The sequence below is a fragment of the Mycobacterium sp. NGS29 genome (assembly GCF_059812965.1).
Map to the genome: position 1 here is coordinate 302129 of NZ_JCALDR010000004.1, position 26129 is coordinate 328257.

The following is a 26129-nucleotide window of genomic DNA, read 5'->3' on the forward strand; positions in this document are numbered from 1 at the left end:
GGAGGGAACGGCATGACACTCATCTACGCGGGTCCGCATCGCAGCGGGAACACGCAGGGCCACCTGAACAGGCCTGTTGGGCGGCCGGTGCGCCAATATCCCTCGTACCGCGCCGGCCAGGGTGGATCCAGCAGACCGGGGCCCGCACGCCCGGGTGTGGCGCCCGTTCGCTACTACGGCACCGGCGTCACGCGCTCGACGGTCGCACATCGCAGACGCCCGGTGAGCATGGCCACCACGATCGGACTGGCCCTGCTCGCGGGCGTCATCACCGTGTGGCTGGGGCTGATGGCGAACTTCGGCAGCATGGTCAACGACGGCACGGCCGAGTCGGCGCCGCAGGTGCCCGCCGCCCTGGCGGTCGTGCGGGTGGAACCGGGGGAGTCGTTGCAAGACCTCGCTGCCCGGGTGGCGCCCGGCGCGCCGGTGCGCGACGTCGTGGAACGGATTCGCGACCTGAACGCACTGGATTCCAGTGCGGTCTCGGCGGGTCAGACCCTGATCGCCCCGATCGGCTGAGCGAGCACCCGCCCGGTCGGTGGTTGCCCGGGTCAGCGTTGGCCCGCTACGGAGCACGCGGGTACTGTCGGGGTGTTCTTCTACCCGGATACCAGTCGGTACGGCAAAGGAGCGGCTCTTGCACTGCCCGTTCTGCCGGCATCCCGATTCGCGGGTGATCGACTCGCGAGAAACCGATGAGGGCCAGGCGATCCGCCGTCGTCGCTCGTGCCCGGAATGCGGACGCCGGTTCACGACGGTGGAGACCGCGGTGTTGGCCGTGGTCAAGCGCAGCGGCGTCACCGAGCCCTTCAGTCGCGAGAAGGTGATCAGTGGCGTCCGCCGGGCCTGTCAGGGGCGCCAGGTTGACGACGATGCGTTGAATTTACTTGCCCAGCAGGTGGAAGACGCGGTGCGTGCCGCCGGCCCCGAGGTCCCCAGCAACGAGGTCGGCCTGGCCATTCTGGGACCGCTGCGCGACCTCGACGAGGTTGCCTACCTGCGGTTCGCCTCCGTCTACCGGTCCTTCTCGTCGGCCGACGATTTCGAGCGCGAGATCGAGGCGCTGCGCGCGCACCGCAACGTTTCGACGTCCGGCTGACCGCACCCCGATGGGCGCCGAACTACATCCTGATCTGCATGCGCTGGCGCCGTTGTTGGGTACCTGGGTGGGCCGAGGCGCGGGGGAGTATCCGACGATCCAGCCTTTCGAATACCTCGAAGAGGTTGTCTTCGCCCACGTCGGCAAGCCCTTCCTGAGCTATGGACAGAAGACCAAGGCCCCCGCCGACGGCAAGCCGTTGCATGCCGAGACGGGCTATCTTCGGGTACCGCAGCCCGGTCACGTGGAGCTGGTGCTGGCCCATCCCAGCGGCATCACCGAAATAGCGGTCGGCACCTACTCGGTGACCGGTGACGTCATCGAAATCGATGTGGCGACAACCAGTATCGGACTGACGCCGACGGCCAAAGAGGTCAGCGCCCTGGGGCGGTCGTTGCGGATCGCGGGGGACGAGCTGTCGTACTCGCTGCAGATGGGTGCGGTCGGGCAACCCCTGCAACACCATCTGTCCGCCACGCTGCGCCGACAGCTGTGACAGCCGCGCCGGCTCGCGGACGCGAACTCAGGTGGCGCTGCGCTCGTCGGCACCCATCGCGTTGAGCACGGCCACCCGGGTGTCAGTCGGACCGCTCACGGTTCCCTCGCCGCCGCCGGTGCGAAGCAACTCGCGCAGCGCGGCCTGGTCGTAGTCGGGGGGCGCGGTGGTGTCGATGAAGCGCTGGACGAGGTCGAGGAAGCGGGCCGGGTCGTCGTGAAACGGAAAGTGCGCGGCGTTCTCGAAGATTTCGAGTTGGGACCCCGGCATTGCGGCGTGCGCCATGTACGCGTGCTGGACCGGGATGACCGAGTCCTTGCGGCCCCAGATGATCTGCACCGGAATCGCCTGGGTCAAATAACATCGGTCCAGCATGGTGACGATCTGGCCGCGCCAGTCGACGACCGCCCGCAGGGTGCGGGTGAACGCCGCCGAAGCGGTCGGCTCCGGGAGATCGTCCAATATCCGCAGCATGTTCGGCAGATCCTGGCCGATAGCCGTCGACCCGAGCGCCAGACCCGCCAACCGGCCCAGCAACTGCACCGCCGGCAGCACCAGCGGCAGGCGCAGCAGCGCCAGCGCCTCGGCGCCCATCGGCAGCGACGCGAACCGCAACGCGATGTTGACGTCCTTGGTGACGCCCCCGGCGCCCACCAGGATCAGGCGCTCGACCAGATGAGGGAACTGGTAGGCGAACTGCATGGCCACCCCACCGCCCAGCGAGTGGCCGATGATGGTGACCCGCTCGATGTCCAGCACGCTGAGCAGGTCGCGCATGCCGTTGGCGTACGCCGCGGCTGAGTAGTCGGCGCGCGGTTTGTCAGATTTGCCGTGGCCCAACAGATCTGGGGCGATGACGGTGAACCGCTGGGCCAGTTTGGCGTGGATACCGGTCCACGTCGTGGAGTTGTCGCCGATGCCGTGGATCAGCAGGATCGCCGGGCCGGATCCGGCGATCCGGAACGCCCGCTTGTAGCCGTGGATGGTGCGGAACTGCAGCGACGGGGTGGTCACTTCCCGCACCGGGCGAAGATTGCGTTTTCGCTCGGTCATGTCGCCAACCTCGTCGTCGGGCCGTTAAGGCGTTCGGGACTAACTCGAATCGTCGTCGTCGTGCTTCTTCTCCGCCTGCTGAGCCAGAAAGCGCTCGAACTCGGCGCCCAGCTCGTCGCCGCTGGGCAGTTCCTCGTCACGTGCCAGCAAGGATCTGTTTTCCTGAGCGTCGATGAACGCATCGTACTGGCGCTCGAGCGCGGTCACCACTTGAGCGACTTCCGCGCTCGCCTGGACCTGTTCGTCGATCTTGGTCCGGATCTCAGCGGCCGCCTCGGCCAGCGCCTCCACCGGCAGATCCAGCGATCCCGTCTTCGCCACCTGCTCGAGCAGAGCCTGCGCGGCGGCCGGGTAATCGGTCTGGGTGAGGTAGTGCGGGACGTGCACGGTGAAGCCGACCACCTCGTGGCCGTGTTGCGCCATCCGGTATTCCAGCAGGTTGGACGCGCTGCCCGGGACCTGGATCTCGGAAATCCACGGCTGGAAGTCGGCGATCAGCTCGGCGTTGTTGGAGTGTGCGGTCATCGTGACGGGCCGGGTGTGGGGGACGGCCATCGGAACAGTGCCCAGGCCGATCGTCTGCCGCACGCCCAGGCGTTCGGCCAGCAGTCGCACCGCGGTGATGAACCGCTCCCACTTCAGGTCCGGTTCCATGCCGGCCAGCAGCAGAAACGGGGTCCCGACGCTGTCGCGCAGCGCGTACAGGCTCAATTCGGGATCGTCGTACTTGGTGAAGTGGTCGGTCTTGAAGGTCATCATCGGCCGCCGGGAGCGGTAGTCCAGCAGCTCGTCGATCGCGAATGATGCGACCAGTTCGGTGTCCAGCACCTCTTTGAGGTGGGCGGCGGCAAGCCGAATCGCGTGACCGGCGTCGGAGAACCCCTCCAGGGCGTGGACCAGCACCGGACCGCGGCCGTCGGATGCCGATAACTGAGGTGCCGGGAACTCCAGCTCGTACATGCCGGGTTGTCCGGGCTGGTATTCCTGCGCCTCGCCTGGGTCGTGATGGTCGGACATTGAGCGTGCCTCCTTCCGGGGATCGCGCGCGGGCCTCTCTAGGTTGCCCTAACCAGTCTCCCTCAATCGACGCCGCATCTCTCAGAACGCAGTCGGACCGGTTTCTATTCGCTTGCCGGTCCCCTCCGGTCGGGCAGGATGGGACCGATGCGCGCAGTGACGGCAACGATCAGCCTGGCGGTGATTCTTGCGTCCTGCGCCGCGCACGAGGGCGCTCATGTGGCGCCGGACCCGCGGGTGGGTGCGGTTTTCCGGGACGGCGGCAATCGGCACGGGTGCAGCGGTTCGGTACTGCACTCGGCGAGCGGTGACCTCGTGCTGACCGCTGCGCATTGCCTGCTGGGCCCGGCGAAGACGACCTTCGTTCCGGGTTTCAGTGGTGCCGCCGGGCCCGCCGACGTCTGGACGGTCGACGCGGTGTACTTCGACCGACGCTGGACTGGCAGCCGGGACCCGCGCGCGGACTACGCGATCGCCCGGGTGAGCGGTGCACGCGGGACGGTGGAGGGCCGTGCCGGCGCGGCCCTGAGCCTGGGGACCTCCCCGCCGCCGGGCACCCGGGTGAGTGTCACGGGCTATCCCGCGGGCGTGGGTGGCGGTCCCATCGGCTGCCAGGGCACCTCCGGCGTCACCGGGAGCGGATTCCCCTCGTTGCCGTGTGCCGGGCTGGTCGGCGGAACGAGCGGCGCGCCCTGGGTCGACGGGTCGAAGGTCGTCGGGGTGGTCGGCGGTCTGGAGGGTGGCGGATGCACCGAAAACCTCTCCTACAGCGCGCCTTTCGACGAGAACATCGCACAACTGCTCGCCCGCGCCGAAGCCCGCGGTCCCGGCGACGTCGCACCAACCGACTACGACGACCACTGCTGAGATTTACCGCAAGAACTGGCTGAGCGCGCGCATTTTGTTGGTCACGTCCAGCGCGGCGACCTTGTAGGCCTCGGAGAACGTCGGGTAGTTGAAGACGGCGTCGACCAGGTAGTCGACGGTTCCACCGCACCCCATGACCGCCTGCCCGATGTGCACCATCTCGGTGGCGCTGGTGCCGAAGATGTGCGCGCCGAGAATCTTGCGGTCGCGGGTGGACACCAGCAACTTGAGCATGCCGTAGGAGTCGCCGGCGATCTGGCCGCGAGCCAGTTCGCGGTACCGGCACACACCTACCTCGTAGGGGATGGATTCCTTGGTCAGGTCCACCTCGGTGGCGCCGACGTAGGAGATCTCCGGGATGGAATAGATCCCGATCGGCTGCAGCGCAGTGATGCCGTCGGTCGGTTCCCCGAACGCGTGGTAGGCGGCCAGCCGACCCTGGTCCATCGAGGTCGCCGCCAGCGCCGGGAAGCCGATCACATCGCCCACCGCATAGATGTGTTCGACCTTCGTCTGGAACTGGTCGTCGACGAAAATCCTTCCGCGATGGTCGGTTTCGAGTCCCGCGTTCTCCAGGCCGAGGCTGGCGGTCTGTCCTTCCCGGCCGGCGGAATACATCACGGTCTCGGCGGGTATCTGCTTGCCGCTGCCCAGGGTGGTGACTGTGCCCGAGGAGCCGACGTCGACGGCGGTGACCTCCTCGCCGAAGCGGAAGGTGACCGCCAGGTCGCGCAGATGGAACTTCAGCGCTTCGACGATCTCCGGGTCGCAGAAGTCCAGCATGGTGTCGCGCTTCTCCACCACCGTCACCTTGGTGCCCAGCGCCGCGAACATCGACGCGTACTCGATGCCGATCACGCCGGCGCCGACGACCACCATGGAGGCGGGCAGCGAACGCAGATCGAGGATGCCGTCGGAGTCCAGCACCCGGCTCTCGTCGAACTCGACCCCGGACGGGCGCACCGGTTTGGTGCCGGTGGCGATGACGATGTAGTCGCCGCTGACCGTGACCCGCTCGCCCTGCGCGTCTTCCTCCACCAGCACGGTGTGCGGGTCGATGAATCGGCCGTGGCCCAGAACCAGGTCGATACGGTTGCGCATCAGCTGCGAGCGGACCACGTCGACCTGCTTGGTGATCACGTGCTGGGTTCGCGCGAGCAGGTCGGCCGGGGTGATCTTGTCCTTGACCCGGTAGCTGGCGCCGTAGAGTTCGCGCTGGCTCATGCCGGTGAGGTAGACTACGGCCTCCCGCAAGGTTTTCGACGGGATGGTGCCGGTGTTGACGCAGACTCCGCCGACCATGCGCCCGCGTTCCACGATCGCCACGGACTTGCCCAGCTTGGCCGCCGCGATGGCGGCTTTCTGTCCGCCGGGTCCGGAGCCGATAACGACCAGGTCGTATTCGCGCATGGAGGTCATGGGATAGACGATAAGGCCCACAGTCCAGACTTTCTCCACAAGCGCGGCGCTGAATCACGTTGCGCGAGCGCGGACTGACGGTGTCAGTCGTCAGCGTTGTGGTCATGACGAAGCATCGAGAAGACTTTCAACTGAATCGGCCCGGCGCGTTGATCGCGGCCCTACCCGCCATCCTCGGTTTCGTGCCGGAGAACTCGTTGGTGTTGGTGTCGCTGGAAGACGGGGGACTGGGTGCGGTGATGCGTGCCGACCTGGCCGACGACCTGATCGAGCGGGTCGATCAGCTTGCGGAGGTTGCCGCCGCGGCGCGCCCGGACGCCGCGATCGCGGTGATCGTCGACGACGAGGGTGCGCATTGCGCGGTGTGCAACGAGGAGCATCAGCGGCTCTGTGCAGCGGTCGCCGCGGCCTTGGCCCGTTACGACATCGACCTGTACGCGGCGCACGTGGTCGACGAGATCGCGCGCGGCGGACGCTGGCACTGCGTCGATTCCTGCGGCAAAGGCGGCGAGATCGACGATCCCTCGGCGTCGCCGCTGGCGGTGGCGGCGGTGGTGGACGGCCGGCGGCTGTACCGGAGGCGTGCCGATCTGCAGGCGGTGATCGCCCCGGACGTAGCGCGCGGTGCGACGCTGCTCGCGGCCCTGAAAGACGCGGAGAGCGTGCGCGAGAAGGCGGTTCGAACCGATGCGGCCGCCTGTTGCCGAGCCGAGGTGGAGAAAGCACTGGCGGCCGCGGCCCAGGTGCTCGACGGCGAACTGCTCTCGGATGCCCAGGTCGCCGAGCTCGGTTGCGCCTTGAGCGATACCCGGGTGCGGGACACGCTGTATGCCCTCGCTGTTGCGGAGAGCGCCGACGCGGCCGAGTCGTTGTGGTCGGTGCTGGCACGGCTGCTGCCGCCACCTTGGCGGGTGGAGGCCCTGGTGCTGCTGGCCTTCAGTGCCTACGTGCGCGGTGACGGGCCGCTGGCGGGTTTGTCGCTGGAGGCGGCACTGCGCTGCGACCCGGACCATCGGATGGCGGGCATGCTGGACACCGCCTTGCAATCGGGGTTGCGGCCCAACGACATTCGCAGATTGGCAGGCACCGGTTACCAGCTGGCCGAGCAACTCGGGGTACGGCTGCCGCCGCGCCAAGGCAGGAGCGCCGGGTGACGGCGCGGAACGAGGCGGGTCAGACCTTTTCGACCTTCACCGCGTGGGCCATCTCGTGCGGCAGGGTGACGTTCTCGTGTCCGGGGATGACGATTGTGACTCCACCACCCGGGCCGGTCTCGACCGTGACGCGGGCGTTGGGCACCACTCCGGCGTCCTTGAGTCGGCTGATCAGGTCGATGTCGCCCTGCACGTGCTCGGTGAGTTGACGCACGACGACGGCGACCGGCGATCCGCCCGGCAGCTCGGTCAGCCGGACCAGGTTGGCGTCGTCGGCGCCGGATTCGGCGGTCAGGCCCAGGTCCAGCAGGCCGGGGATCGGGTTGCCGAACGGCGAGGTCGTCGGGTTGTTGAGCACTTTGACCAACCGGCGTTCGACGTCCTCGCTCATCACGTGCTCCCACCGGCAGGCTTCGGCGTGCACTTCCTCCCACGGCAGGCCGATCACGTCGACCAGCAGACGTTCGGCCAGCCGGTGCTTGCGCATCACTGCCACGGCCAGCGTGCGGCCCTTGTCGGTGAGCTCGAGATGCCGGTCGCCGGCCACCCGCAACAGTCCGTCGCGTTCCATCCGGGAGACGGTCTGGCTGACGGTGGGGCCGCTCTGCTCGAGCCGTTCGGCGATCCGGGCGCGCAGCGGCGTCACGCCCTCTTCCTCGAGGTCGTAAATAGTCCGCAGGTACATCTCGGTGGTATCAACCAAGTCGTTCATTCAGCATCCTCCGTTGCCGCCGAGTCTACTTCGCCAGCCCTGCGGGTGTTCGCGCAAAACACCCCACCGCAGCAGTATGCCCGCCGCGTAACCGCGGCGGGCACACCGTCTCCAGTAAAGCTTGCCAAACGAGCGAATTCGTACCTCAGCTGGCGTACGACCGCAGCCGATCAGCTCGTTCGCCGTGACGCAGCTTGCACATCACATCCCGCTCGATTTGCCGGACCCGCTCGCGGGACAGGCCGAACAACTTGCCGATCTGGTCCAGCGTGCGGGGCTGGCCGTCATCGAGTCCGAAGCGCAACCTGATGACCTGGTGCTCGCGCTCGTCGAGAGTGGCCAGCACACTGCGGATGTCGGTGTGCAGCAATTCGGCGATCACCGCGTTCTCGGCGGACATAGCCTCGGCGTCCTCGATGAAATCACCAAGCGGGGCTTCCTCTTCCGACCCGACCGGCATGTCCAGGCTCACCGGGTCGCGGCTGTGCTCGAGCAGGTCGTTGATCTTTTCAACGGCAATGCCGGACTCGGCGGCCAGTTCCTCGTCGGTCGCCTCACGACCCAGATTCTGGTGCATCTCCCGCTTGATCCGCGCCAACTTGTTGACCTGCTCCACCAGGTGAACCGGCAGCCTGATGGTGCGGCTCTGGTCGGCCATGCCGCGGGTGATCGCCTGACGGATCCACCAGGTGGCGTACGTCGAGAACTTGAAACCCTTTGTGTAGTCGAACTTTTCCATCGCGCGGATCAGGCCGAGGTTGCCTTCCTGGATGAGGTCCAGCAGCGGCATTCCCCGACCGGTGTAGCGCTTGGCCAGCGAAACCACCAGCCGCAGGTTCGCTTCCAACAGGTGGCGCCGAGCCGCCTGCCCGTCCCGCACCACCGCAGCCAGATCGCGTTTTCGGTTCTCGCCCAGGCGCTTCCGAGTTGCCAGCAGGTGCTCGGCGTACAGTCCGGCCTCGATGCGCTTGGCCAACTCGACTTCGTCGGCGGCGTTGAGCAACGCCGTCTTGCCGATGCCGTTCAGATATACACGCACCAGGTCCGCAGCTGGGCTCTGAGCATCCAAATCGCCGTCAAATCGGCCTGTGGTGGCATGTGCCATTGCGCCCTCCCGGTTGGCTTGTCTTGTTCATGTGGTTAACGAGAAGCCCGCATCGAGAGTTCCCACGAGGTCGTCATCTCACACCCCGTGACGTGCGGGAATGCGCTTGTGACCTGAGAATGTCCTGAGAAGTGGCGCGAGTGGACGGTTACTCGGAACCGTCGGGCTCGACCGTCCGCCAGTCCGGTTCCGGCGTCGGGTGCGGCCGTGGCGCCAGAGCCGGCCGCTCGGCAGTCGGGAACAACGGCGTACGGCGCCGCGTCTGTTCGAAGCGGCGGGGTTCGTCCGGGCTGCGCGGCGGCCGGTCGTTGGCGATCAGGACTGCCATCCACGGCAGCGGTATGGAAGCGGCGACGATCAGCAGCGAGATCAGACCGTTGTGCCAGGCGCCGTAGGCGAGGGCGGCCAGGATCAGCGCCGGAATCCGAAACGACATGATCGTCAGGTATTTCCGCACACGCGCCCGGTGCTGCACCTCGTAGGAGGGTGCAGCAGCGGTGATAAGTACCGGGCGACCGTGTTCATCGAAGTCGTCGAAACTCAGCTCGGGGCCGCGCTTCATTCCTCCACTGTGGCACACCTGAGCCGATCGCGGTTTTCCCGGTGTCCCGCTGCGGGTCAGGATGCACAATGTAGGTCATGGAGACCCAGACGATTGAGCGCACTGACGCCGACGAACGCGCCGATGACGGGACCGGCAGCGATACGCCGAAGTTCTTCCACTACGTCAAGAAGGACAAGATCGCTGAGAGCGCGGTCATGGGCAATCATGTTGTGGCGTTGTGCGGCGAGGTGTTTCCGGTGACCAAGGCGGCCAAGCCGGGTTCGCCGGTGTGCCCCGACTGCAAGCAGATCTACGAGCGGCTCAAGAAGGGCTGACCCCTGCGTCGTCCGCGGACTGTGGCGGCGCCGCATCGGTGGTGCCGGTCATGGACGAAGTGCGATGGACCAGCCACTTGCGCAGCCGGTGGGCGTGCGTCGCAGGCGCCGGCCATTCCTCCTGCAGCGCGGCGTTGAGTTCGGCCCCGATCATGATCGAGAAGCCCCCGAAGAACGCGAACAGCAGGAACGCGATCGGTGTGGCGAGTGCGCCGTAGGTGTAGCCGGTGCTGCCGATCCAACTGAGATACAGCCGTAGGCCCAGGGTGGCGACCGCGAAAACCACTGTCGCCAGCACTGTTCCGGGTATCAGCCGGTGTGTCGGCAGCGGGACCGGCAGTGCCACCCGATACAGCACCGTCACCCCGGCCATCAGGCCCAGAATCAGGGCCGGGTAGTAGCCGTAGTGCAATAGATTCTGGGTGCCTTCCGGAATATGTTCACTGACTTTGCGGGGGCCGACGACCGCGACCGGCGCGGTCACCACCACGAACAGCAACATCATCAGGTACAGAAACAGCGCGAAGAACCGCTGTCGGACGGGATGACGCAACGGGGTCTGGTCGTGCGCCTCCACGATGGCGTCGACGAACGACGAGATCGCCGACGATCCCGCCCACAACGAGATCAGAAATCCGACGGAGGCCACCTCGCCGCCGGCGATACCCGTGATATCGCGGATGGTCGGTTCGATGATCTGGTCTACGACGTTGGGGGAGAAGAAGTTCCGGGCTGTGGACAGAATGCTCTTGATGATCGAGGACAAGGTGTCCTCCCCGAAGAGGGGAGCCACCCAGGCCAAGGTGCCCAAGATGCCCAGCAGCAGTGGCGGCGTCGAGAGACAGGTCCAGAAGCCGGCTTCGGCGGATTCCGAGAAAATCGAGTCATCCCAAGCCTTGGACAGTGTCCTACGGCTTATTTGCCAGACGTGATGGCGGGCGTGCGTGGAACCCTGCTCACTCATATCCGTCCAGCATTACCGATGACCCCTCGCCCGGTCGGCATTAGGCCGGGCGAGTTCGACGGCAAATTACTGGCCGCTGACCTCGAGCACCGCGGCAAGCTCAGCCAACTTGGCTTCGTGCTTGTTGGCGTGGTGCTGGCAAAAGAGGAGCTCAGCCCCCGAAGGAAGCTTGGCGCGCACCCGAGCCGCGGCACCGCAGCGATCGCAGCGGTCTGCCCGAGTGAGCTCGGGACTGGTCAGAGTTGCGTTCATGGCTCCTCCGTTCTGGCGATAAATTCACTCTGTCAGACGTTCGGAGTTTTTGCCTTGTTCCCCGACCGTTATTGGGTGTGTCGTTTCTCACGCATATTTGCCCCAAAATCGGGCACCGTAATCAACGTGTTTCACCAGGCCAACGAACGGCTGGTGCGGTTGTGTTCCGCAGCGGAGTGGACGGCCGCCCGCGAGCAGGGGGCGATCCTTCCGGATCCCGCCGACGGCTTCGTCCACCTGTCCAGAATCGATCAAGTGCACCTGCCGGCGACCCGCCTCTATCGCGGTCGTCGCGACCTCGTCCTGCTCCACCTCGATGCCGCGTCGCTGGACGCGCCGGTGCGGTGGGAGCCGGGGGTCCCGACCGATCCAGAGTCGATGCTTTTTCCACATCTGTACGGCCCGCTGCCGGTGCAATCCGTGCTTCGGGTCGTGCCGTACCCGCCCGGAGAAGACGGCGCGTTCGCCGCCCTACCGAGTCAAGTAGACCGCACTCGATGGTGCAATTGAGATAAGCGCCGATTCGCCAACGCGTAACAACGCTCGAGAATGTAAATCAGCTGTGATTGTTTTGGCGATTTCGAGGGCTTGAGCTCCACGAGGCGGATAACTTCACCGCATCTACGAATCGCATGAGTCTCCTACCTGCCTCGTGTGCCGCCACCGCAAGCGGTGGCGCGGGCGGCGCGGGCGGCACCGCTTCGATCAACGCGACCGACGCTTCAGCGACGATCACCGGCGGCACTGCTCACGGCGGTAACGGCGGAGCGGGGAACACTAACACCGCGCAGGGTGGCAATGGCGGAAATGCGTTGATGCAAGCCAGCGGCGGCAGAATTGGTGATGGCAGCGTAGCCACTGGCGGTGCGGGCGGGAACGGCTTTGACGGCGGCCACGGTGGATCTGGGCAGAGCGGATCGATTGAAGTCTTGGATTCAACCGGCACCGTAACGGGGACCGCCGAAGGCGGCGCCGGGGGTGAGGCGACTGGCGTCGGCAGCGTCGGCGGCGACGGCGGGGCTGTCCGCGTCCATGCGGCAACTGGCGGCACCGTCACCGTCACAGGTACCGTCACCGGCGGAAACGGTGGATTGGCCACCGGAGGCGGCACCGGCGGCGGCGGCGGCGACGTTCGCTTCTTCGCGTACACCTTCGGCAGTGCCAGTGGAACCGCGGCCGGCGGGGCGGGTGGCGCCCTTGATTCCTATGCCACCGGCGGAAATGGCGGCACCGGCACCAATATCGGCAACACCGGCGGCCCAGGGCAGAGCGTTTCCATTATGAATCAGGACGGCCGAACAACTATCGGCCACGACGGCCTCGATCGCCCCTAGACCTCCAGGCGATACCACCTTCGGGCTGCATACCGTCCGGGCATTGTTGGCCGGGAGTCAATGATCAGCGGCGCCGACATATCACCGAACCCCGACGTATGCCCGATTCCGGCATTTGCCCTGGTTACGGCATATGTCGAATGTGCTTGTAACACTTGGCAATTGGCGTTTCAGTGGATTAGCTTGACCGCATGACAACCACCACCAGCACCCCGCCCGCCAACCTCGAGACTGCCGCGCTTGACCTTCTCTGTCAGATCGCGGAAGCCGTTCCTGAGGCAACTGCGCTGCACGCCCTGGTGCGCGAGCTGGCCGGCGCGCTCCACATCGACGGGACGCTCGCCGGCCTCACCACGATGGCCGACGCCCGTATCGCGGCCGCGACGATCGTCGAGGCCGCGGTGACGGCGGACGATCCCGTTGCTGTTCTTCGGATCCGTGCTGCATTGGTGCGGGCCGGCTGCCGGGACTGCGACGCCCCGGACAGCCTCGCCCAGGTGCTCGACGGCGCGGCGAGCGCATGGGACCGGTTCTGATGGGCGCCCAGCGGATCGTCCGGCGTCAGGGCGCGACGCGCGGGCCGGCACCCAAACCGGTCCCGACGCTGTGGGCGGGGTTGATCGAGCGGTACATCGACAGCGAGTTCAACATCGGCCGCGCGGCCACGACGCTTGCGACCCGGCGGGCGCACTTGGAGCAGCTGGCACGTCAAATCCGGTGTGCGCCAGCCAACGTTGAGCCGAGGAAGCTCGTCGCGTGGTTCGATCGTCAGGACCATTGGGCCGTCGAGACGCGCCGCGGGGTGCGCAATACCCTGCTGTCGTTCTTTGGCTGGTGCCTGCAATCTGGCGTGACGACGGCGAATCCGGCGACCGCGATTCCGCGGGTCAAGCAGGTGTTGCCGCCGCCGCGGCCGGCGCCCGACGACGCATGGCGGCTCGCGCTGGCGACGGCAGACCGGCGCACGCTGCTGATGCTCCGTCTCGCCGGCGAAGCGGGATTGCGTCGCGCCGAGATCGCCCAGCTACACACCCGCGACCTGACTGATGGTGCGTCGGGGCCGCAGCTGGCCGTTCACGGCAAGGGCAACAAGTGGCGGGTCATCCCTGTCAGCGAGTCCCTCGCGGCCAGCGTGCGGGCCGGCGCGGCCGGGCACACGATGGGTTGTGCGGAGGTCGGGTGGCTGTTCCCATCACTATCGGGTGGTGGTCACGTGTCGGCGCGGTGGGTGGGCAAGCTGATGACGCGGGTGCTACCCGACAGCTGGTCAGCCCACACTTTGCGGCACCGGTTCGCCACGCGCGCGTATCAGGGGACCAAGGACATTCGCGCCGTTCAGCAGTTGATCGGGCATTCGTCGGTGTCGACGACCGAGCGATACACCCTCGTCGGCGACCAGCAGCTACGCGCCGCGATGATGGCGGCACTTCTGTAGACCTGCCTACGTCATGTCATCCGGCAACCACGGACAAATCAGCGGCGACTCGTCGGCTGGCACTGCCTGCCCGCGGTAACGCGCCATCGCCGGCCCGGTGTCGATGCGGACCCGCAGCATCCGCTGGTAACCCCGCCGCCACAGCTGCGCGAGCACCAGCGACCGGCCGGCGTATGGGTTGCTGTCGCCCGGTTCAGCCAGGGAGCCGGAGTAGAGCGCATAGGTGTACTCGGCGCGCTTCGACATCTCGCCATCATGCAGGTGAGACGGCCGGCCGCAGCGGATCCCACGCCGACACCGGGGACCGGGCTGCGACGGGTGTGCGGGGCGCATGCCGACGTGAAACGCCGGGGCCACCCCGCACAACTCAGAATCATACGAGAGTGCGGAGCGCCAATCCCCTGTGAAACAGGGGGACGCCCCGCAGCAACAACTCTACTGGTTACAGCAACACGACTTCGCGCCGTTCGCCTGCGCTGCGCCGGCCGGGTCGCGCCGGCCGGACACATGTCACGCCCCACAGCGCGAGCGACGCCGCGATCAGCGCCGACGATCCCGGCGCCTTGCGGTCCCAGCCGAACGCCTGCCCGCCCAGCATCGGCCGCTGCTTCGCGCCCAGGACGCCGCGGGAGGCGAGCCCTCCCTGTCGGGGAGTGCCCTTGAATACCGGCGCCGTGGTCGGCGAACGTGCGGGGTCCATGCTGCCCAGCTCAGGCGGAATCGACGTCGAACGGCCGACCCGCAATGGCGATCCTAGAACAGCGTGCGGACGATCTGCGAGTACAGCGCTCTTGTAGCGTGTCGCCGGGTCGGTTCGTCGAGAGTGTCAAGCTGGGCCAAACGGGCGCCGTGTATCGACACAATGCGCTTGAGGTCGTCGACGTCAAGCTCGTGCTGCTCAACTTGGCGAAGAGCTTCGCAGACGTGAAAAATCATGTCGCGGTACAGGATTAGGCCCTTGGTGATGCCCTCCGGAAATTCGAGCGGCGAAGAGTTATCGTCCGGGCGGATCGCAGCGCCGAGGGCTGAGAATGATTGCCCGGTCACCCGACGGGATGCGCTTCATGCCGCGCTGCGCGCTCCCGATGCCACTCCCGCCATACCCGCCACCGTCCCGTCAGCGCGTCGGAGTCGGGATCGACCAGATCAATTGAGTAAAGGGTCCGTTGTCGGCCAGACCGCGTCTGCGCAGTAATGGTGACGCGGTAGCCATCCTCGCCGGCCGTCACAGATCGCCGAGTCCGAGCCCGCGCGCTTCGGCCGCAGCGCGGTCCGCAGCCGTCGATCGGGTGTAGCGGTCGATCATGTCGCGCGTCGACCAACCCGCCACCGCCATCAGACCGCCCTCGGATCCGCCGGCAGCCAGCCACCGCGACGCCGCGGTGTGCCGCAGCAGGTGCGGATGGAAACCCTTCAACCCGGCAAGCTCGGCGCGGTACTTCAGCGTTTTGTGCAGCCCGTAGTACTCAAGGCTGTTGGAGCGATCGCCGAGCCACAGGGCTGGGGCGCCGGCGAGGGCGTGTCCACGGCGGGCGCGAAGGTAGCGGTCGATCGCCATTCCGGTCTGAGCGCCGAACGGGGCGATGCGGCCCTTGCCGCCCTTGCCCCGCCGCACCGTCACCAGACCGCGATCAAGGTCGACGTCATCGACGGTTAGCCCACACACCTCGCCGGCGCGCATACCCGTCTCGGCCATCAGGCGCACGATGGCAGCGTCGCGGCGGTCGCGGAACTCTCGACCGTCACAAGCCTTGACGAGCCGCTTGAGTTCGGACTCAGACAGCGACTCGGTCACCTTCGTGTCCAGCTTGGGCGCCTTGAGCCCGAGCAGCGGATCATCGACAATCTCGCCCTCTTCTTCTAGCCAAGCCGAGAACCGTCGCATGGCGAGCTGGCGTGATCGGGCCGTAGAAGGCTCGGCGCCGGCGTCGAGAAGGTCGGCGACGAATGACTTCATCAGGTCGCGGTCCAGGGCGGGGGAGTGCCCACGGTCGGCGCACCATTTCAGGAAGGCACGCACGCCGTCGCCGTAGACCTTGATGGTCGCTGCGGACTTGCGTTCGGAGCGCAGCGACAGCAGCCATGAGGGCAGCAGCGCGGCCAGGTCGAGAGCCAGGGGTTCGCGGCGGCGCGACCTCGATGCGGGTGCGCTCATCGTCGGCTGCGCGGTATTCGCAGCGGTTCGACCCCCGGCATCAGCACTCACCGGCATGCACAAGACCGCACTCGGTGCAAGGACGTTCACGGCGCTGAGCGCGCGCCTCAACCGGACTCAGAACGCGCAGAGTGGCCTTATTGTGGGCAACGCAGAGTTGGTAGGCGTCGCTGGCGTTCAGGCGGGCGCCGATCTTCTCCGACAGGTCCTGCTGGTCGCGCCGGGTCCGGTAGAACACATCAAAGGGCCCGTTACCGATCACGTGATACGAGCCGTGTACCCCAGTCGCCACCGCCGGCATACTGCCGACTGGACTCCAACTCAGTCTCAGTTCGTACGGGGTGTTCACAGCAGCCATAACGACTCCTCGGCTCATTCAGTCCAGCAGAGAACCTTCGCTGATATCTTGACTGATAGCGCTGTGCTTGTCGACTATCTCTGGACTAGACGCTAAAAGTGCAGCTCAGAGTATTTGTCTAGCGTGTCGTCTAGTCCAGGTAGTCGCGCAGGACCTGCGAGCGACTCGGGTGGCGCAGCTTGGACATCGTCTTGGACTCGATCTGGCGGATCCGCTCGCGGGTGACGCCGTAGACCTGCCCGATCTCGTCCAACGTGCGCGGCTGGCCGTCGGTGAGACCGAACCGCAGCCGCACCACGCCTGCCTCGCGCTCGGACAGCGTGTCCAGCACCGACTGCAGCTGGTCCTGCAGCAGCGTGAACGACACCGCGTCCACGGCCACCACGGCCTCACTGTCCTCGATGAAGTCGCCGAGCTGGCTGTCGCCCTCGTCACCGATGGTCTGGTCCAGCGAGATCGGCTCACGCGCGTACTGCTGGATCTCCAGCACCTTCTCCGGCGTGATGTCCATTTCCTTGGCCAGCTCTTCAGGGGTGGGCTCGCGGCCCAGGTCCTGCAGCAGCTCGCGCTGGATACGGCCCAGCTTGTTGATCACCTCGACCATGTGCACCGGGATACGGATGGTGCGGGCCTGGTCGGCCATGGCGCGGGTGATGGCCTGGCGGATCCACCACGTCGCGTAGGTGGAGAACTTGTAGCCCTTGGTGTAGTCGAACTTCTCCACCGCGCGGATCAAGCCCAGGTTGCCTTCCTGGATGAGGTCCAGGAAAGCCATGCCGCGGCCGGTGTAACGCTTGGCCAGCGACACCACCAGACGGAGGTTGGCTTCCAGCAGATGGTTTTTCGCGCGGTCGCCGTCGCGACAGATCCACATCATGTCGCGGCGCTGGGCGGCGGGCAGCTTTTCGCCGCGGTCGGTCAACTCCACCATCAACTGGGTGGCGTACAGACCGGCCTCGATGCGCTTGGCCAGCTCGACTTCTTCCTCAGCGTTCAGCAGCGCTACTTTGCCGATCTGCTTGAGGTAGGCGCGGACCGAGTCGGCGGACGCGGTGAGCTCGGCATCTTTGCGCGCCTGCCGCAGCGCCTCGGACTCGTCTTCGTCCCAGACGAAATCCCCCGACGCCTTGTCCTTCTCGGTGGGTTCGGCGATGTCTTCTTCGTCCTCGGCGGCCGCCGCGGTGGACTCGACCACGACTACGGGCTCGCCGTCCTCGGCCTCGGCGTCGGCCGGGTCGATCACGGCGTCCTCTTCTTCGGGCGTCTCGTCGACTTCCAGCTCGTCGAGAACGAGGTCGGCGGCATCGAGTTCGAGGTCTTCGCCGGGTTCGACGTCGATGTCGGTGTCGAGTTCCTCAGCGGCCTCGGAGCCGACGGTGTCGGTCGAGACGTCGTCGGCGTCTTTCGCCTTCGCCGCACCGCGGGCCGGGGCTTTCGCAGCGGCCTTGGCCCGGGCCTTCTTGGGGGCATCACCGTCTGTTTCGTGCGCGCCGGCCTTGGTGGCCCGCTTGGCGGGCGCGGTTCCGTTGGCGGCCTTGGCCGCGGTGCGCTTGGCGGGAGCCTTCGTGGCGGTGCGTTTCACCGGCTCATCAGTCGCCGGAGTAGCCTTCGTCGCTGCCACATACACCCCTTCGGTCGGACGCACTTCCGGTGGGTCTGGGCATGGTTGACCGAAAGTGTCTGCTATGTCGAATGTCGGCGTTTGATATCAGCGTGAGTATCGCGCGCTATCGGTTTGGGCGGCCGCCGACGACCATTGTAACTTCACCGGGACCTGCTACTTGCCCGGCAGCGAAAATCAGTGTGTCACGTCCCTGGTCGCTGCCATGGCCGCGCCGACGATCCCGGCGGTGTTCTGCAGGGTGGCGGGCACCACCGGGGTGCGGTTCTCCAGCAGATGCACCCATTTGTCGGCCTTACGGCTGATCCCGCCGCCGGCGATGAACAGGTCGGGCCAGATGGCGTTCTCGATGGCGACCAAGACTCTGGTCACCTGTTTGGTCCACTTCTCGTAGGTCCACCCGTTCTTTTCCTTGACCGACGACGCAGCCCGCTGTTCGGCCTCTTTCCCACCGACCTCGAGATGACCGAATTCGGTATTCGGGATCAGTTTCCCGTTGTGGATCACCGCTGAACCGATACCTGTTCCGAAGGTGAGCAACACGACCAGGCCCTCGTGGCCCCGACCGGCGCCGTAGCGTTCCTCGGCCAGACCTGCCGCGTCGGCGTCGTTGAGGATGGTGACGTCCTGGCCGTCGAGCGCGGCGCTGATCACGTCGCGCGCGTTGGTCCCGATCCAGGCTTTGTCCACATTGGCCGCGGTCTGCACGATCCCGTGCGTGACCACTCCGGGGTAGGTCACCCCGAGCGGGCCGGTCCACCCGAATCCGTTGACGACCTCCGCGATGGTCTTGGCGACCGCCGCGGGGGTGGCCGGTTGCGGGGTGAGCAATTTGATCCGGTCGCCGATCAACGCGCCGGTGTCCAGATCGACCACCGCACCCTTGATGCCACTGCCACCGACGTCGACCCCGAACCCTCGACGTTGTCCGGTGGCGGTGTCGGTCCCAGGGACGGTGCTGGTCATCGGATCTCCTCGGCGAGACTGGGTGGTTCGCTCACCTTAGCGACCATCCGGGGCCGGCGCGGTGAGGCGGGTTGGGGCAGTGGGGAAGTCGCCTCAGAGCGGCGAGAAGTCACTGTGTGATGCGATAGAGCGGTGACTCCGCCCGATTTGGCCCTCGATGAGATCGCAGAGCTGCGCTCGGTGGCCGCAGCGCTGGCGGCCGAGGCGGCCGCGTTCGTGCGCCGTCGACGGGTCGAGGTGTTCGGCGGCGGATCGGGCGCCGGCCGTGGCACCGTACGCGCCAAGACCACTCCGACCGACCCGGTCACCGTCGCCGACACCGACACTGAACGGCTGCTGCGGGAACGGCTGGCACAGCTGCGGCCCGGTGACCCGATTCTCGGGGAGGAGGGCGGCGGGCCGGCGGATCTGAGCGCTGCCCCGGCCGACGCGGTCACCTGGGTGCTGGACCCGATCGACGGGACGGTGAATTTCGTCTACGGCATCCCGGCTTACGCCGTCTCGGTCGCCGCTCAGGTGGGCGGCGTGTCGGTGGCCGGTGCGGTCGCCGATGTCGTTGCGGGACAAGTGTATTCGGCGGGCCGGGGCCTCGGGGCGCACGTCACTGGCGAGGGTGGGGTGCGCGCACTGCGATGCACCGATGTCGGCGACCTGTCGATGGCGCTGCTGGGGACCGGGTTCGGGTACTCGCCCCGGCGACGGGTCCGACAAGCCGCGTTGCTCGCCCAGATACTGCCGGTGGTGCGCGACGTGCGTCGGGTCGGTTCGGCGGCGCTGGACCTGTGCATGGTCGCCTCAGGCCGGTTGGACGCCTACTACGAACACGGGCTGCAGGTGTGGGACCAGGCCGCGGGTGCGTTGATCGCCGCGGAGGCCGGCGCGCGGGTGGTGTTGCCGGCGCCCGACGTCAGCGGTGCCGGCGCGGTGGTCGCGGCCGCGCCCGGGATCGCCGAGGCCCTGCTGGGGGCGCTGGGACAGGCGGGCGGACTGGAACCGCTGGACTGAGGGCTCAGCAGCTGTTGGAGTGAATCTTGGCCAGCAGCGTGTGATCCGCCGGTTCGGTGGCCCCGGGGCGCAAGGTCGCCAGCACGGCGTCGATGTCGTCGTTGTGGGCCAGCGAGTTGAAGTCGGTGCCCAGGGCGAGGTCGACGGAGTCGTCGCCGCGGCTGTCGCGGAACAACTCGGTGCAGGGCGCGACCAGCCAGAGCGCAGCCGCGGTGGCCTGCCCGGCGGTGCCGAATCGAATCTGACCCTGACAGGTCAGGCGGGTGCCCGCGTAGATCGGATCGTTGCTCGCGGCTGGTTGCGCGAAGCCGAGATCCTGCAGTGCCCCCGCGATGTCGCCGGCCTGACCGCCACGTCCACTCGCGTTGAGCACGCGCACCTTGGTTTCGGCGAGTTTGGCCGGTGCCACATCGATCATGTCGGTCCGGGACACCTGCTCACCGAGCTTGGTCGGACCGGCGGTGGCTGCCGTGCCCGTCGGCTCCGGGGGCGGGTTGCACACGGTCGCCTCACGGACGTCGGTCGGGCGGGTCAGCGCGACCGTCCACACCACGCCCGTCACCACTACCAGGAAGATCACCGCGATGATGGCAGGGCGGGGGTTGCGGCGCCGGAACGGCCGGCCGTGCTTATCGAAGGCGGTGCCTTCGGTAATGTGTGCAACCACACATGCACTCTAATCGCACCGGGAACGCACCCGTTTAAGGCCGACTACCCGGGTTAATCCCTCGGTGTGACGCATATCACACTCTATTCCGTCGCAATACGGGCACGAATCATTTGGTGCACGCGTTCGACGCTGGTACAAAGCGTTGCTTGAACTTTGTGAGAGCTCCGAGGGGACAGGACGGGGAGAAGACCATGCCTACCGACTACGACGCTCCACGACGCACCGAGACCGACGACGTCTCTGAGGACTCGCTGGAGGAACTCAAAGCGCGACGGAACGAGGCCGCGTCGGCGGTGGTCGACGTCGACGAATCCGAGTCCGCCGAGTCCTTCGAACTGCCTGGCGCCGATTTGTCCGGCGAAGAGTTGTCGGTGCGCGTGGTACCCAAGCAGGCCGACGAGTTCACTTGCTCGAGTTGCTTTTTGGTGCAGCACCGCAGCCGTCTCGCCAGCGAGAAGAACGGCGTGATGATCTGTACCGACTGCGCGGCCTGACGGTTCAGCTCCGCAGGGCCGAGAGGACCCGCTCGGGGTGACGACAACTCACCAACCAATACGGCGTCGGGTCGTCGGGATCGTCGAGAACCAACAGGACCATGGGGCCAATCCAGGCCCGGTGCACCACGTAAGCCGCCGGATCGAGTTGGCGGCCCAATGCCGCCGACTTGGCGCTACGCGCAATCGCCGCGGATCGGCAGATCACGGTGACCGGCAGGTGGGCGTCGCCGGCCCACAGCTCGACCCCGTCGGCCCCGGCGACGATGCGCACCTCGACGCGGCCCAGCCACAGCAGCGTTCCGACGGCCACCGCGAACAGCGTGACGAAGGGCAGCCAGTCGGGCAGGGACCGCACACCGACGTTGACTTCGGCTGCGATGAGCGCCGCCAGCGCGAAACCCGGTGGCCACCACCACCACGGCACCCACAGCCGCTCGCGATACCGCACGCTCTGCGGCGCGACGTGGCGGGTATCGGACACGCGGTCAAGGGTAATCTGTGCCCCCGTGTCGAACACTCTGGCCATCGTCCGTCTCGACCGGGGGCTCCCGTTGCCCAGCCGTGCCCACGAGGGCGACGCCGGCGTGGATTTGTTCAGCGCCGAGGACGTCGAGCTGGCCCCCGGACACCGGGCGCTGGTACCGACGGGCGTGGCGGTCGCGATCCCGCTCGGCATGGTCGGGTTGGTGCACCCGCGGTCCGGGCTGGCCTCGCGGGTGGGACTTTCCATCGTGAACAGTCCCGGGACCATCGACGCGGGCTATCGTGGCGAAATCAAGGTCGCGCTGATCAACCTGGACCCCACCACGCCGATCGTGGTGCACCGAGGCGACCGCATCGCGCAGTTGTTGGTGCAGCGGGTCGAGCTGGTCGAGTTGGTCGAGGTGTCGTCGTTCGACGAGGCCGGGCTGGCCGCCACCTCACGTGGCGAAGGCGGCCACGGTTCGTCGGGCGGACATGCGAGTCTGTGACAGCGGGGACGTGGCGATGAGAAGGGGCGGCGCAGATGGCTGCATTCGGTAGACGCAAGGGCGCCACGGCGGGCGGGCCGGCCGACGAGGACACCGTCGCGGTCGACGATCTCGTCGCCGACGACGAGTCCGGCGAGGAACTCGAGGGTCCGTTCGACATCGAGGACTTCGACGACCCGGCCGCGGCCGAGGTGGCCCGGTTGGACCTGGGCTCGGTGCTGATCCCGATGCCGGCGGCGGGCCAGGTGCAGGTCGAGCTCACCGAGACCGGGGTGCCCAGCGCTGTGTGGGTCGTCACGCCCAACGGGCGTTTCACCATCGCGGCCTACGCGGCGCCGAAAAGCCCCGGGCTGTGGCGTGAAGTGGCCGCCGAACTCGCCGAATCCCTCCGCAAAGACTCGGCGAAGGTCTCCATCAAGGACGGCCCGTGGGGCCGCGAGGTGGTCGGCACCGCCTCCGGGGTGGTCCGTTTCATCGGCGTGGACGGATACCGCTGGATGATCCGGTGCGTGGTCAACGGACCGCACGAAACCATCGATGCGCTGACCGACGAGGCACGTGCGGCGTTGACCGACACGGTGGTTCGCCGCGGGGACACGCCGCTGCCGGTGCGCACGCCGCTGCCGGTGCAACTGCCCGAACCGATGGTGGAGCAGCTGCGGGAGGCCGCCGCCGCGGCCCAGCAGCCGGCACCCGACCCGGCGCCGGATGACACGCCGTCCGACGAGCCGGTGGCGCGTCGTAGCGCTGAAGGGTCCGCGATGCAGCAGCTGCGCAGCACGATCACCGGCGGCTAGCGCCCCACCGCGACGAGCGCGGCCAGGCAGGCCGTACCCAGCGCGGCCGTGTCGGCCCCCATCTCCTGCAGGGTCACTGTGCGCAGCGCCGCGCGCGGGGCCGCGCTGACCCAGTCGGCGGCCACCTGCAGCGGGTGGATCGGGTCGTCGACTGCGGCCGCCACACCCAGCGGCGGGACCAGGCGGGCCAACTCCGCGGTGCTGGGCGCTGTGTAGCCGGCCGCCTCCTCCATCGCGTCGGGCAGCGCCGGCCACTGCGCCCGCCAGGACCGGGCCAGTTCATCGGCCAACCACGCCGGGCTGGACGCGCGCATCTGCGCCGTCGTCGCCGCCAGACCGTCGCGGCGCAACTGCGCGGCGGTGTAGCGCGCGGCGTGTGCGGCCGGTGCCGAGCTGGAGTCCCCGTTCCACGGCGGCAACGCGGCCAGCACCGCCACCGTGCGCTGCGGGTGGGCCAGCGCCCAGGCGGCCGCCACCGCAGCGCCGATGGACACGCCGCCGACCCCTATCGCCCGGCCGCCGGCAGCCGCGGAGTCCAGGGCGGCCAGGTAACCCTCGACCAGCCGGTGCGGCTGCGGCGCAGGTGTGACCAACACCGCACCGGCGCGTCGCAGCGGACCGGAAAAGGCCCGGTCGACGTAGTTATCGTCGGACCCGGTGCCAGGCAGCAACACGGTGGTGACACCGCGCAGATCGACAGCCACCTCCTCATAGTGCCCGGTGCCGACTGGTGACCGGATATCGGTGGTTTCATCCATGTGGCGTGCGGGAACCAACAGGTCTACGGTGACCGTTGGCATAGTGGAATGTTGTCGGCAAGAGGCATCCCTAACGACGTCGAATTGTCAGGAGTGGCCATGGGGGCCCAAGGGTATCTACGCCGGCTCACCCGTCGGTTGACGGAGGACCCGGAGCAACGCGACGTCGAAGAACTCTCCGACGAAGTCCTCAATACCGGCGCGCAGCGCGCCATCGACTGCCAGCGCGGCCAGGAGGTCACCATGGTGGGCACGCTGCGCAGCGTCGAGACCAACGGCAAGGGCTGCTCGGGCGGAGTCCGCGCGGAACTGTTCGACGGCAGCGACACGGTGACGCTGGTGTGGCTGGGTCAGCGACGCATCCCCGGCATCGACTCCGGACGCACCCTGCGGGTACGTGGTCGCCTGGGCAAGCTGGAGAACGGGACGAAAGCAATTTACAACCCGCACTACGAAATTCAGCGGTGACGCGGCCGCCCCACGCCGCGACGCCCCGATCTCCCGTGAGCGACAACAAGGCCGCGCGCCTGCTGGTACAGGCCGGTGGCATCAGCGGTCTGATCTACTCGTCCCTGCCGGTGCTGACGTTCGTGATCGTATCCAGCATCGCCGGGCTACTGCCCGCGATCTGCGCCGCGCTGGGAGCCGCTGTTCTGATCCTGGGTTGGCGGCTGCTTCGCCGGGATTCGGTGCAACCGGCCCTGTCCGGCTTTTTCGGGGTCGCCATCTGCGCGCTGATCGCCTATCTGGTCGGCCAGTCCAAGGGCTATTTCCTGCTCGGCATCTGGATGTCGCTGGCGTGGGCGGTGGTGTTCGCGGTGTCGATCCTGATCCGGCGGCCCGTGGTGGGTTATCTGTGGAGCTGGGCCAGCGGTCGCGACAACAGGTGGCGTGCGGTGCCGCGAGCGGTTCACGCGTTCGACCTGGCCACCCTGTGCTGGACGGTGGTGTTCGTCGCGCGGTTCGGCGTGCAGGGGCATCTCTACGAACTGGGCAAGACCGGCTGGCTCGGGGCGACCCGCATCGCGATGGGCTGGCCGCTGACCGGGCTGGCGGCGCTGGTGACCTACGTGGCGATCAAGGCCGTGCTGCGGGCCACCGGGCAGGGCGGCAGCACGCAGGACGACGTGGACGCAGCCGCGATCGACAAAGCCGTCCTGGACTAATCGACGCGATCACTCGCCGGCAGCAACAGCGACCGCAGTTCCTCCTCGACCTCGGTGACCGCGACGAACAGCAGCTCGTCCCCGCCTTCCAGGGGTTCGTCGCCCTGCGGCACGATCACCCGCGGTCCGCGCAGGATGGTCACCAGCGCGGCGTCGCGGGGTAGTTGCAACTTACGCACCGCCTTGCCGCCCCAGGGGGTGTCGTCGGGCAGGGTGATCTCGACCAGGTTGGCCTGGCCTTTGCGGAACTCCATCAGCCGCACCAGATCGCCGACGGCGACGGCCTCCTCGATCAGCGAGGCCAGCATGCGCGGAGTGGACACCGCCACGTCCACACCCCAGGCGTCGGTGAACAGCCACTCGTTGCGCGGGTCGTTGACCCGCGCCACCACCCGGGGCACCGCGAACTCGGTCTTGGCCAGCAGGCTGAGCACCACGTTGACCTTGTCGTCGCCGGTCGCGGCGACCACGACGTCGAAGTCTTCGAGGTGCATCTGCTCGAGCAGGCTCAGTTCGCAGGCGTCACCCAGCAGCCAGTGCGCGGCCGGGATGGCGTCGGTGTCCAGATGGTCCACGTTGCGTTCGATCAGGGTCACGTCGTGCGAGTTGGCGACGAGTTCGCGGGTGACCGAACGGCCGACGGCACCCGCTCCGGCGACGGCGACTTTCACTTGTCCAGATCCTCACTCGGTGGCAGCGCCGCAATGGCCACCGCTTCGGCGGCGCGACCGGAGATCGCGGCCACATAGACCTGGTCACCGGCCTGCAGCACCGTCTTGGGTTCGGGCAGCACGCCGGTGCCGAAGCGGATCAGGAACGCGACCCGCGCGCCGGTGGCCTGCTCCAGATCGGTGGCGCGATGACCCACCCAGTCTTCGTGCAGGACCACCTGGGCGACGGCGACGGTGCCGGTGGGATCTCGCCACTTGGCGGTCTCGGTCTCCTGCGTCAAGGCGTTGAGCAGTCGATCGGTGGTCCACGGCACGGTGGCGATCGTCGGGATGCCGAGGCGCTCGTAGACCTCGGCGCGTTTGGCGTCGTAGATCCGGGCGACCACCCGTCGTACCCCGAAGGTCTCGCGGGCCAGCCGCGCCGAAATGATGTTCGAGTTGTCACCGGAGGACACCGCCGCGAACGCGTCGGCCCCCTCGATGCCCGCGCGCAGCAGCACATCCCGGTCGAAACCCTGGCCGAGCACCCGCTCGCCGGCGAATTCGGGACTGAGCCTGTTGAACGCGGCACTGTCGCGGTCGATGACCGCGACATCATGGCCGATGCGGGACAGGCCGTCTGCCACCGAAGAGCCCACCCGGCCGCACCCCATCACAACCACCCGCACTCCGAGGTCCTTTCGGTTGAGTACTGCGTGTCGCAACTGA

35 protein-coding genes and 1 pseudogene are annotated in these 26129 nt (G+C 67.4%); 16 read left to right on the forward strand and 20 right to left on the reverse strand.

Annotated elements, in window-relative coordinates; all coding sequences use genetic code 11:
- Positions 1–12: 12 nt before the first annotated feature.
- The 3 genes from AC5Y5Z_RS07990 (at position 13) to AC5Y5Z_RS08000 (ending at position 1595) form a co-directional block, all read left to right on the forward strand.
- The gene (locus AC5Y5Z_RS07990) at positions 13–519 is read left to right on the forward strand and encodes a LysM peptidoglycan-binding domain-containing protein (protein ID WP_499924457.1); all 507 of its coding nucleotides are present in this window, start codon (positions 13–15) and stop codon (positions 517–519) included.
- 118 nt (positions 520–637) lie between these two features.
- Entirely contained in the window at positions 638–1099 is a 462-nt protein-coding gene (gene nrdR / locus AC5Y5Z_RS07995; protein ID WP_463826905.1) for a transcriptional regulator NrdR, read from the forward strand.
- A 10-nt stretch (positions 1100–1109) separates the two neighbouring features.
- Positions 1110–1595, forward strand: a complete 486-nt coding sequence (locus AC5Y5Z_RS08000) for a peroxynitrite isomerase (RefSeq protein ID WP_473140063.1) — start codon at positions 1110–1112, stop codon at positions 1593–1595.
- 27 nt (positions 1596–1622) lie between these two features.
- Here the strand turns inward: AC5Y5Z_RS08000 and AC5Y5Z_RS08005 are convergent, their stop codons facing one another.
- Positions 1623–2648 (reverse strand): alpha/beta fold hydrolase, encoded by a 1026-nt coding sequence (locus tag AC5Y5Z_RS08005; RefSeq protein ID WP_463826903.1) that lies wholly within the window; start codon positions 2646–2648, stop codon positions 1623–1625.
- A 39-nt stretch (positions 2649–2687) separates the two neighbouring features.
- Positions 2688–3665: a proteasome assembly chaperone family protein gene (locus tag AC5Y5Z_RS08010; protein ID WP_463826902.1), complete on the reverse strand. Its 978-nt coding sequence runs from the start codon at positions 3663–3665 to the stop codon at positions 2688–2690.
- A 147-nt stretch (positions 3666–3812) separates the two neighbouring features.
- On the opposite strand from AC5Y5Z_RS08010, the gene AC5Y5Z_RS08015 reads away from it, so the two are divergent.
- On the forward strand, positions 3813–4532 hold the full coding sequence (locus tag AC5Y5Z_RS08015) for a trypsin-like serine peptidase (protein WP_499924463.1): 720 nt from the start codon (positions 3813–3815) through the stop codon (positions 4530–4532).
- A gap of 3 nt (positions 4533–4535) precedes the next feature.
- Here AC5Y5Z_RS08015 and sthA read toward each other — a convergent pair whose 3' ends face one another.
- Complete coding sequence (sthA, locus tag AC5Y5Z_RS08020; protein ID WP_463827166.1) at positions 4536–5942, reverse strand: Si-specific NAD(P)(+) transhydrogenase; 1407 nt, start codon at positions 5940–5942, stop codon at positions 4536–4538.
- 113 nt (positions 5943–6055) lie between these two features.
- Between sthA and AC5Y5Z_RS08025 the strand changes: the two genes are divergently transcribed.
- Positions 6056–7105 (forward strand): DUF4192 domain-containing protein, encoded by a 1050-nt coding sequence (locus AC5Y5Z_RS08025; RefSeq protein WP_499924465.1) that lies wholly within the window; start codon positions 6056–6058, stop codon positions 7103–7105.
- A gap of 19 nt (positions 7106–7124) precedes the next feature.
- Here the strand turns inward: AC5Y5Z_RS08025 and AC5Y5Z_RS08030 are convergent, their stop codons facing one another.
- From AC5Y5Z_RS08030 to AC5Y5Z_RS08040, 3 genes and pseudogenes are all read right to left on the reverse strand, one after another.
- Positions 7125–7817, reverse strand: a complete 693-nt coding sequence (locus AC5Y5Z_RS08030) for an iron-dependent transcriptional repressor DtxR (RefSeq protein WP_463826899.1) — start codon at positions 7815–7817, stop codon at positions 7125–7127.
- Positions 7818–7962: 145 nt separating this feature from the next.
- A pseudogene (locus AC5Y5Z_RS08035) lies at positions 7963–8925 on the reverse strand (sigma-70 family RNA polymerase sigma factor); the annotation flags it as partial.
- A 145-nt stretch (positions 8926–9070) separates the two neighbouring features.
- Entirely contained in the window at positions 9071–9484 is a 414-nt protein-coding gene (locus AC5Y5Z_RS08040; RefSeq protein WP_463826898.1) for a DUF3099 domain-containing protein, read from the reverse strand.
- 77 nt (positions 9485–9561) lie between these two features.
- Between AC5Y5Z_RS08040 and AC5Y5Z_RS08045 the strand changes: the two genes are divergently transcribed.
- Positions 9562–9801: a DUF3039 domain-containing protein gene (locus AC5Y5Z_RS08045; RefSeq protein ID WP_463826897.1), complete on the forward strand. Its 240-nt coding sequence runs from the start codon at positions 9562–9564 to the stop codon at positions 9799–9801.
- Here the strand turns inward: AC5Y5Z_RS08045 and AC5Y5Z_RS08050 are convergent.
- Together AC5Y5Z_RS08050 and AC5Y5Z_RS08055 are read right to left on the reverse strand one after the other, a co-directional pair.
- On the reverse strand, positions 9788–10765 hold the full coding sequence (locus AC5Y5Z_RS08050) for a YihY/virulence factor BrkB family protein (protein ID WP_473140060.1): 978 nt from the start codon (positions 10763–10765) through the stop codon (positions 9788–9790). The two genes, AC5Y5Z_RS08045 and AC5Y5Z_RS08050, sit on opposite strands and share 14 nt — an antisense overlap.
- A 66-nt stretch (positions 10766–10831) precedes the next feature.
- On the reverse strand, positions 10832–11017 hold the full coding sequence (locus AC5Y5Z_RS08055) for a DUF7455 domain-containing protein (protein ID WP_055578419.1): 186 nt from the start codon (positions 11015–11017) through the stop codon (positions 10832–10834).
- Between the two features lie 126 nt (positions 11018–11143).
- On the opposite strand from AC5Y5Z_RS08055, the gene AC5Y5Z_RS08060 reads away from it, so the two are divergent.
- The 4 genes from AC5Y5Z_RS08060 (at position 11144) to AC5Y5Z_RS08075 (ending at position 13786) form a co-directional block, all read left to right on the forward strand.
- Positions 11144–11527 (forward strand): DUF952 domain-containing protein, encoded by a 384-nt coding sequence (locus AC5Y5Z_RS08060; protein WP_499924469.1) that lies wholly within the window; start codon positions 11144–11146, stop codon positions 11525–11527.
- 122 nt (positions 11528–11649) lie between these two features.
- Positions 11650–12351 carry a hypothetical protein gene (locus AC5Y5Z_RS08065; RefSeq protein WP_499924471.1) on the forward strand — a complete coding sequence of 234 codons (702 nt, stop codon included), beginning with the start codon at positions 11650–11652 and terminating at the stop codon, positions 12349–12351.
- 191 nt (positions 12352–12542) lie between these two features.
- Complete coding sequence (locus AC5Y5Z_RS08070; protein ID WP_499924473.1) at positions 12543–12887, forward strand: amino acid aminotransferase; 345 nt, start codon at positions 12543–12545, stop codon at positions 12885–12887.
- Positions 12872–13786 (forward strand): tyrosine-type recombinase/integrase, encoded by a 915-nt coding sequence (locus AC5Y5Z_RS08075; RefSeq protein ID WP_499924476.1) that lies wholly within the window; start codon positions 12872–12874, stop codon positions 13784–13786. Before AC5Y5Z_RS08070 ends, AC5Y5Z_RS08075 begins: the two co-directional genes overlap by 16 nt.
- Before the next feature lie 6 nt (positions 13787–13792).
- Here the strand turns inward: AC5Y5Z_RS08075 and AC5Y5Z_RS08080 are convergent, their stop codons facing one another.
- From AC5Y5Z_RS08080 to ppgK, 7 genes are all read right to left on the reverse strand, one after another.
- A complete protein-coding gene (locus AC5Y5Z_RS08080) occupies positions 13793–14032 on the reverse strand; it encodes a ribosome modulation factor (RefSeq protein ID WP_499924477.1) in 240 nt (79 codons plus the stop codon).
- A 196-nt stretch (positions 14033–14228) separates the two neighbouring features.
- On the reverse strand, positions 14229–14384 hold the full coding sequence (locus AC5Y5Z_RS08085; protein WP_499924478.1) for a hypothetical protein: 156 nt from the start codon (positions 14382–14384) through the stop codon (positions 14229–14231).
- Positions 14385–14539: 155 nt separating this feature from the next.
- Positions 14540–14833 carry a hypothetical protein gene (locus AC5Y5Z_RS08090; protein WP_499924480.1) on the reverse strand — a complete coding sequence of 98 codons (294 nt, stop codon included), beginning with the start codon at positions 14831–14833 and terminating at the stop codon, positions 14540–14542.
- Between the two features lie 178 nt (positions 14834–15011).
- Positions 15012–15941 (reverse strand): tyrosine-type recombinase/integrase, encoded by a 930-nt coding sequence (locus AC5Y5Z_RS08095; protein ID WP_499924482.1) that lies wholly within the window; start codon positions 15939–15941, stop codon positions 15012–15014.
- A gap of 40 nt (positions 15942–15981) precedes the next feature.
- Positions 15982–16233: a hypothetical protein gene (locus tag AC5Y5Z_RS08100; RefSeq protein WP_499924483.1), complete on the reverse strand. Its 252-nt coding sequence runs from the start codon at positions 16231–16233 to the stop codon at positions 15982–15984.
- Between the two features lie 196 nt (positions 16234–16429).
- Positions 16430–17920, reverse strand: a complete 1491-nt coding sequence (locus AC5Y5Z_RS08105) for an RNA polymerase sigma factor (RefSeq protein ID WP_499924484.1) — start codon at positions 17918–17920, stop codon at positions 16430–16432.
- A gap of 177 nt (positions 17921–18097) precedes the next feature.
- A complete protein-coding gene (gene ppgK / locus AC5Y5Z_RS08110; protein WP_463826892.1) occupies positions 18098–18886 on the reverse strand; it encodes a polyphosphate--glucose phosphotransferase in 789 nt (262 codons plus the stop codon).
- A 132-nt stretch (positions 18887–19018) separates the two neighbouring features.
- Here ppgK and AC5Y5Z_RS08115 point away from each other — a divergent pair, with 132 nt between their 5' ends.
- A complete protein-coding gene (locus AC5Y5Z_RS08115) occupies positions 19019–19891 on the forward strand; it encodes an inositol monophosphatase family protein (protein WP_499924487.1) in 873 nt (290 codons plus the stop codon).
- 4 nt (positions 19892–19895) lie between these two features.
- Here the strand turns inward: AC5Y5Z_RS08115 and cei are convergent, their stop codons facing one another.
- Complete coding sequence (cei, locus tag AC5Y5Z_RS08120; protein WP_463826890.1) at positions 19896–20558, reverse strand: envelope integrity protein Cei; 663 nt, start codon at positions 20556–20558, stop codon at positions 19896–19898.
- Positions 20559–20752: 194 nt separating this feature from the next.
- Here cei and AC5Y5Z_RS08125 point away from each other — a divergent pair, with 194 nt between their 5' ends.
- The gene (locus AC5Y5Z_RS08125; protein WP_003899437.1) at positions 20753–21055 is read left to right on the forward strand and encodes a DUF4193 domain-containing protein; all 303 of its coding nucleotides are present in this window, start codon (positions 20753–20755) and stop codon (positions 21053–21055) included.
- 4 nt (positions 21056–21059) lie between these two features.
- Here the strand turns inward: AC5Y5Z_RS08125 and AC5Y5Z_RS08130 are convergent, their stop codons facing one another.
- The gene (locus tag AC5Y5Z_RS08130) at positions 21060–21539 is read right to left on the reverse strand and encodes a DUF3093 domain-containing protein (protein WP_463826889.1); all 480 of its coding nucleotides are present in this window, start codon (positions 21537–21539) and stop codon (positions 21060–21062) included.
- Between the two features lie 25 nt (positions 21540–21564).
- Here AC5Y5Z_RS08130 and dut point away from each other — a divergent pair, with 25 nt between their 5' ends.
- Both dut and AC5Y5Z_RS08140 read left to right on the forward strand, forming a co-directional pair.
- Positions 21565–22029, forward strand: a complete 465-nt coding sequence (dut, locus tag AC5Y5Z_RS08135) for a dUTP diphosphatase (RefSeq protein ID WP_463826888.1) — start codon at positions 21565–21567, stop codon at positions 22027–22029.
- 35 nt (positions 22030–22064) lie between these two features.
- Complete coding sequence (locus tag AC5Y5Z_RS08140; RefSeq protein ID WP_463826887.1) at positions 22065–22826, forward strand: DUF3710 domain-containing protein; 762 nt, start codon at positions 22065–22067, stop codon at positions 22824–22826.
- On the opposite strand, the gene AC5Y5Z_RS08145 is transcribed toward AC5Y5Z_RS08140, so the two are convergent.
- The gene (locus AC5Y5Z_RS08145; RefSeq protein ID WP_499924599.1) at positions 22823–23530 is read right to left on the reverse strand and encodes an alpha/beta hydrolase; all 708 of its coding nucleotides are present in this window, start codon (positions 23528–23530) and stop codon (positions 22823–22825) included. The two genes, AC5Y5Z_RS08140 and AC5Y5Z_RS08145, sit on opposite strands and share 4 nt — an antisense overlap.
- A 153-nt stretch (positions 23531–23683) precedes the next feature.
- Here AC5Y5Z_RS08145 and AC5Y5Z_RS08150 point away from each other — a divergent pair, with 153 nt between their 5' ends.
- Complete coding sequence (locus tag AC5Y5Z_RS08150) at positions 23684–24052, forward strand: OB-fold nucleic acid binding domain-containing protein (protein WP_180918088.1); 369 nt, start codon at positions 23684–23686, stop codon at positions 24050–24052.
- A 35-nt stretch (positions 24053–24087) separates the two neighbouring features.
- Positions 24088–24750: a DUF3159 domain-containing protein gene (locus tag AC5Y5Z_RS08155; RefSeq protein WP_499924497.1), complete on the forward strand. Its 663-nt coding sequence runs from the start codon at positions 24088–24090 to the stop codon at positions 24748–24750.
- Here AC5Y5Z_RS08155 and AC5Y5Z_RS08160 read toward each other — a convergent pair.
- Together AC5Y5Z_RS08160 and AC5Y5Z_RS08165 are read right to left on the reverse strand one after the other, a co-directional pair.
- Positions 24747–25421, reverse strand: coding sequence for a potassium channel family protein (locus AC5Y5Z_RS08160; RefSeq protein WP_463826885.1), 675 nt, complete (start codon positions 25419–25421; stop codon positions 24747–24749). The genes AC5Y5Z_RS08155 and AC5Y5Z_RS08160 overlap by 4 nt on opposite strands.
- On the reverse strand, positions 25418–26089 hold the full coding sequence (locus tag AC5Y5Z_RS08165; protein ID WP_463826884.1) for a potassium channel family protein: 672 nt from the start codon (positions 26087–26089) through the stop codon (positions 25418–25420). The genes AC5Y5Z_RS08160 and AC5Y5Z_RS08165 overlap by 4 nt, the downstream gene beginning before the upstream one ends.
- Between the last annotated feature and the right edge of the window lie 40 nt (positions 26090–26129).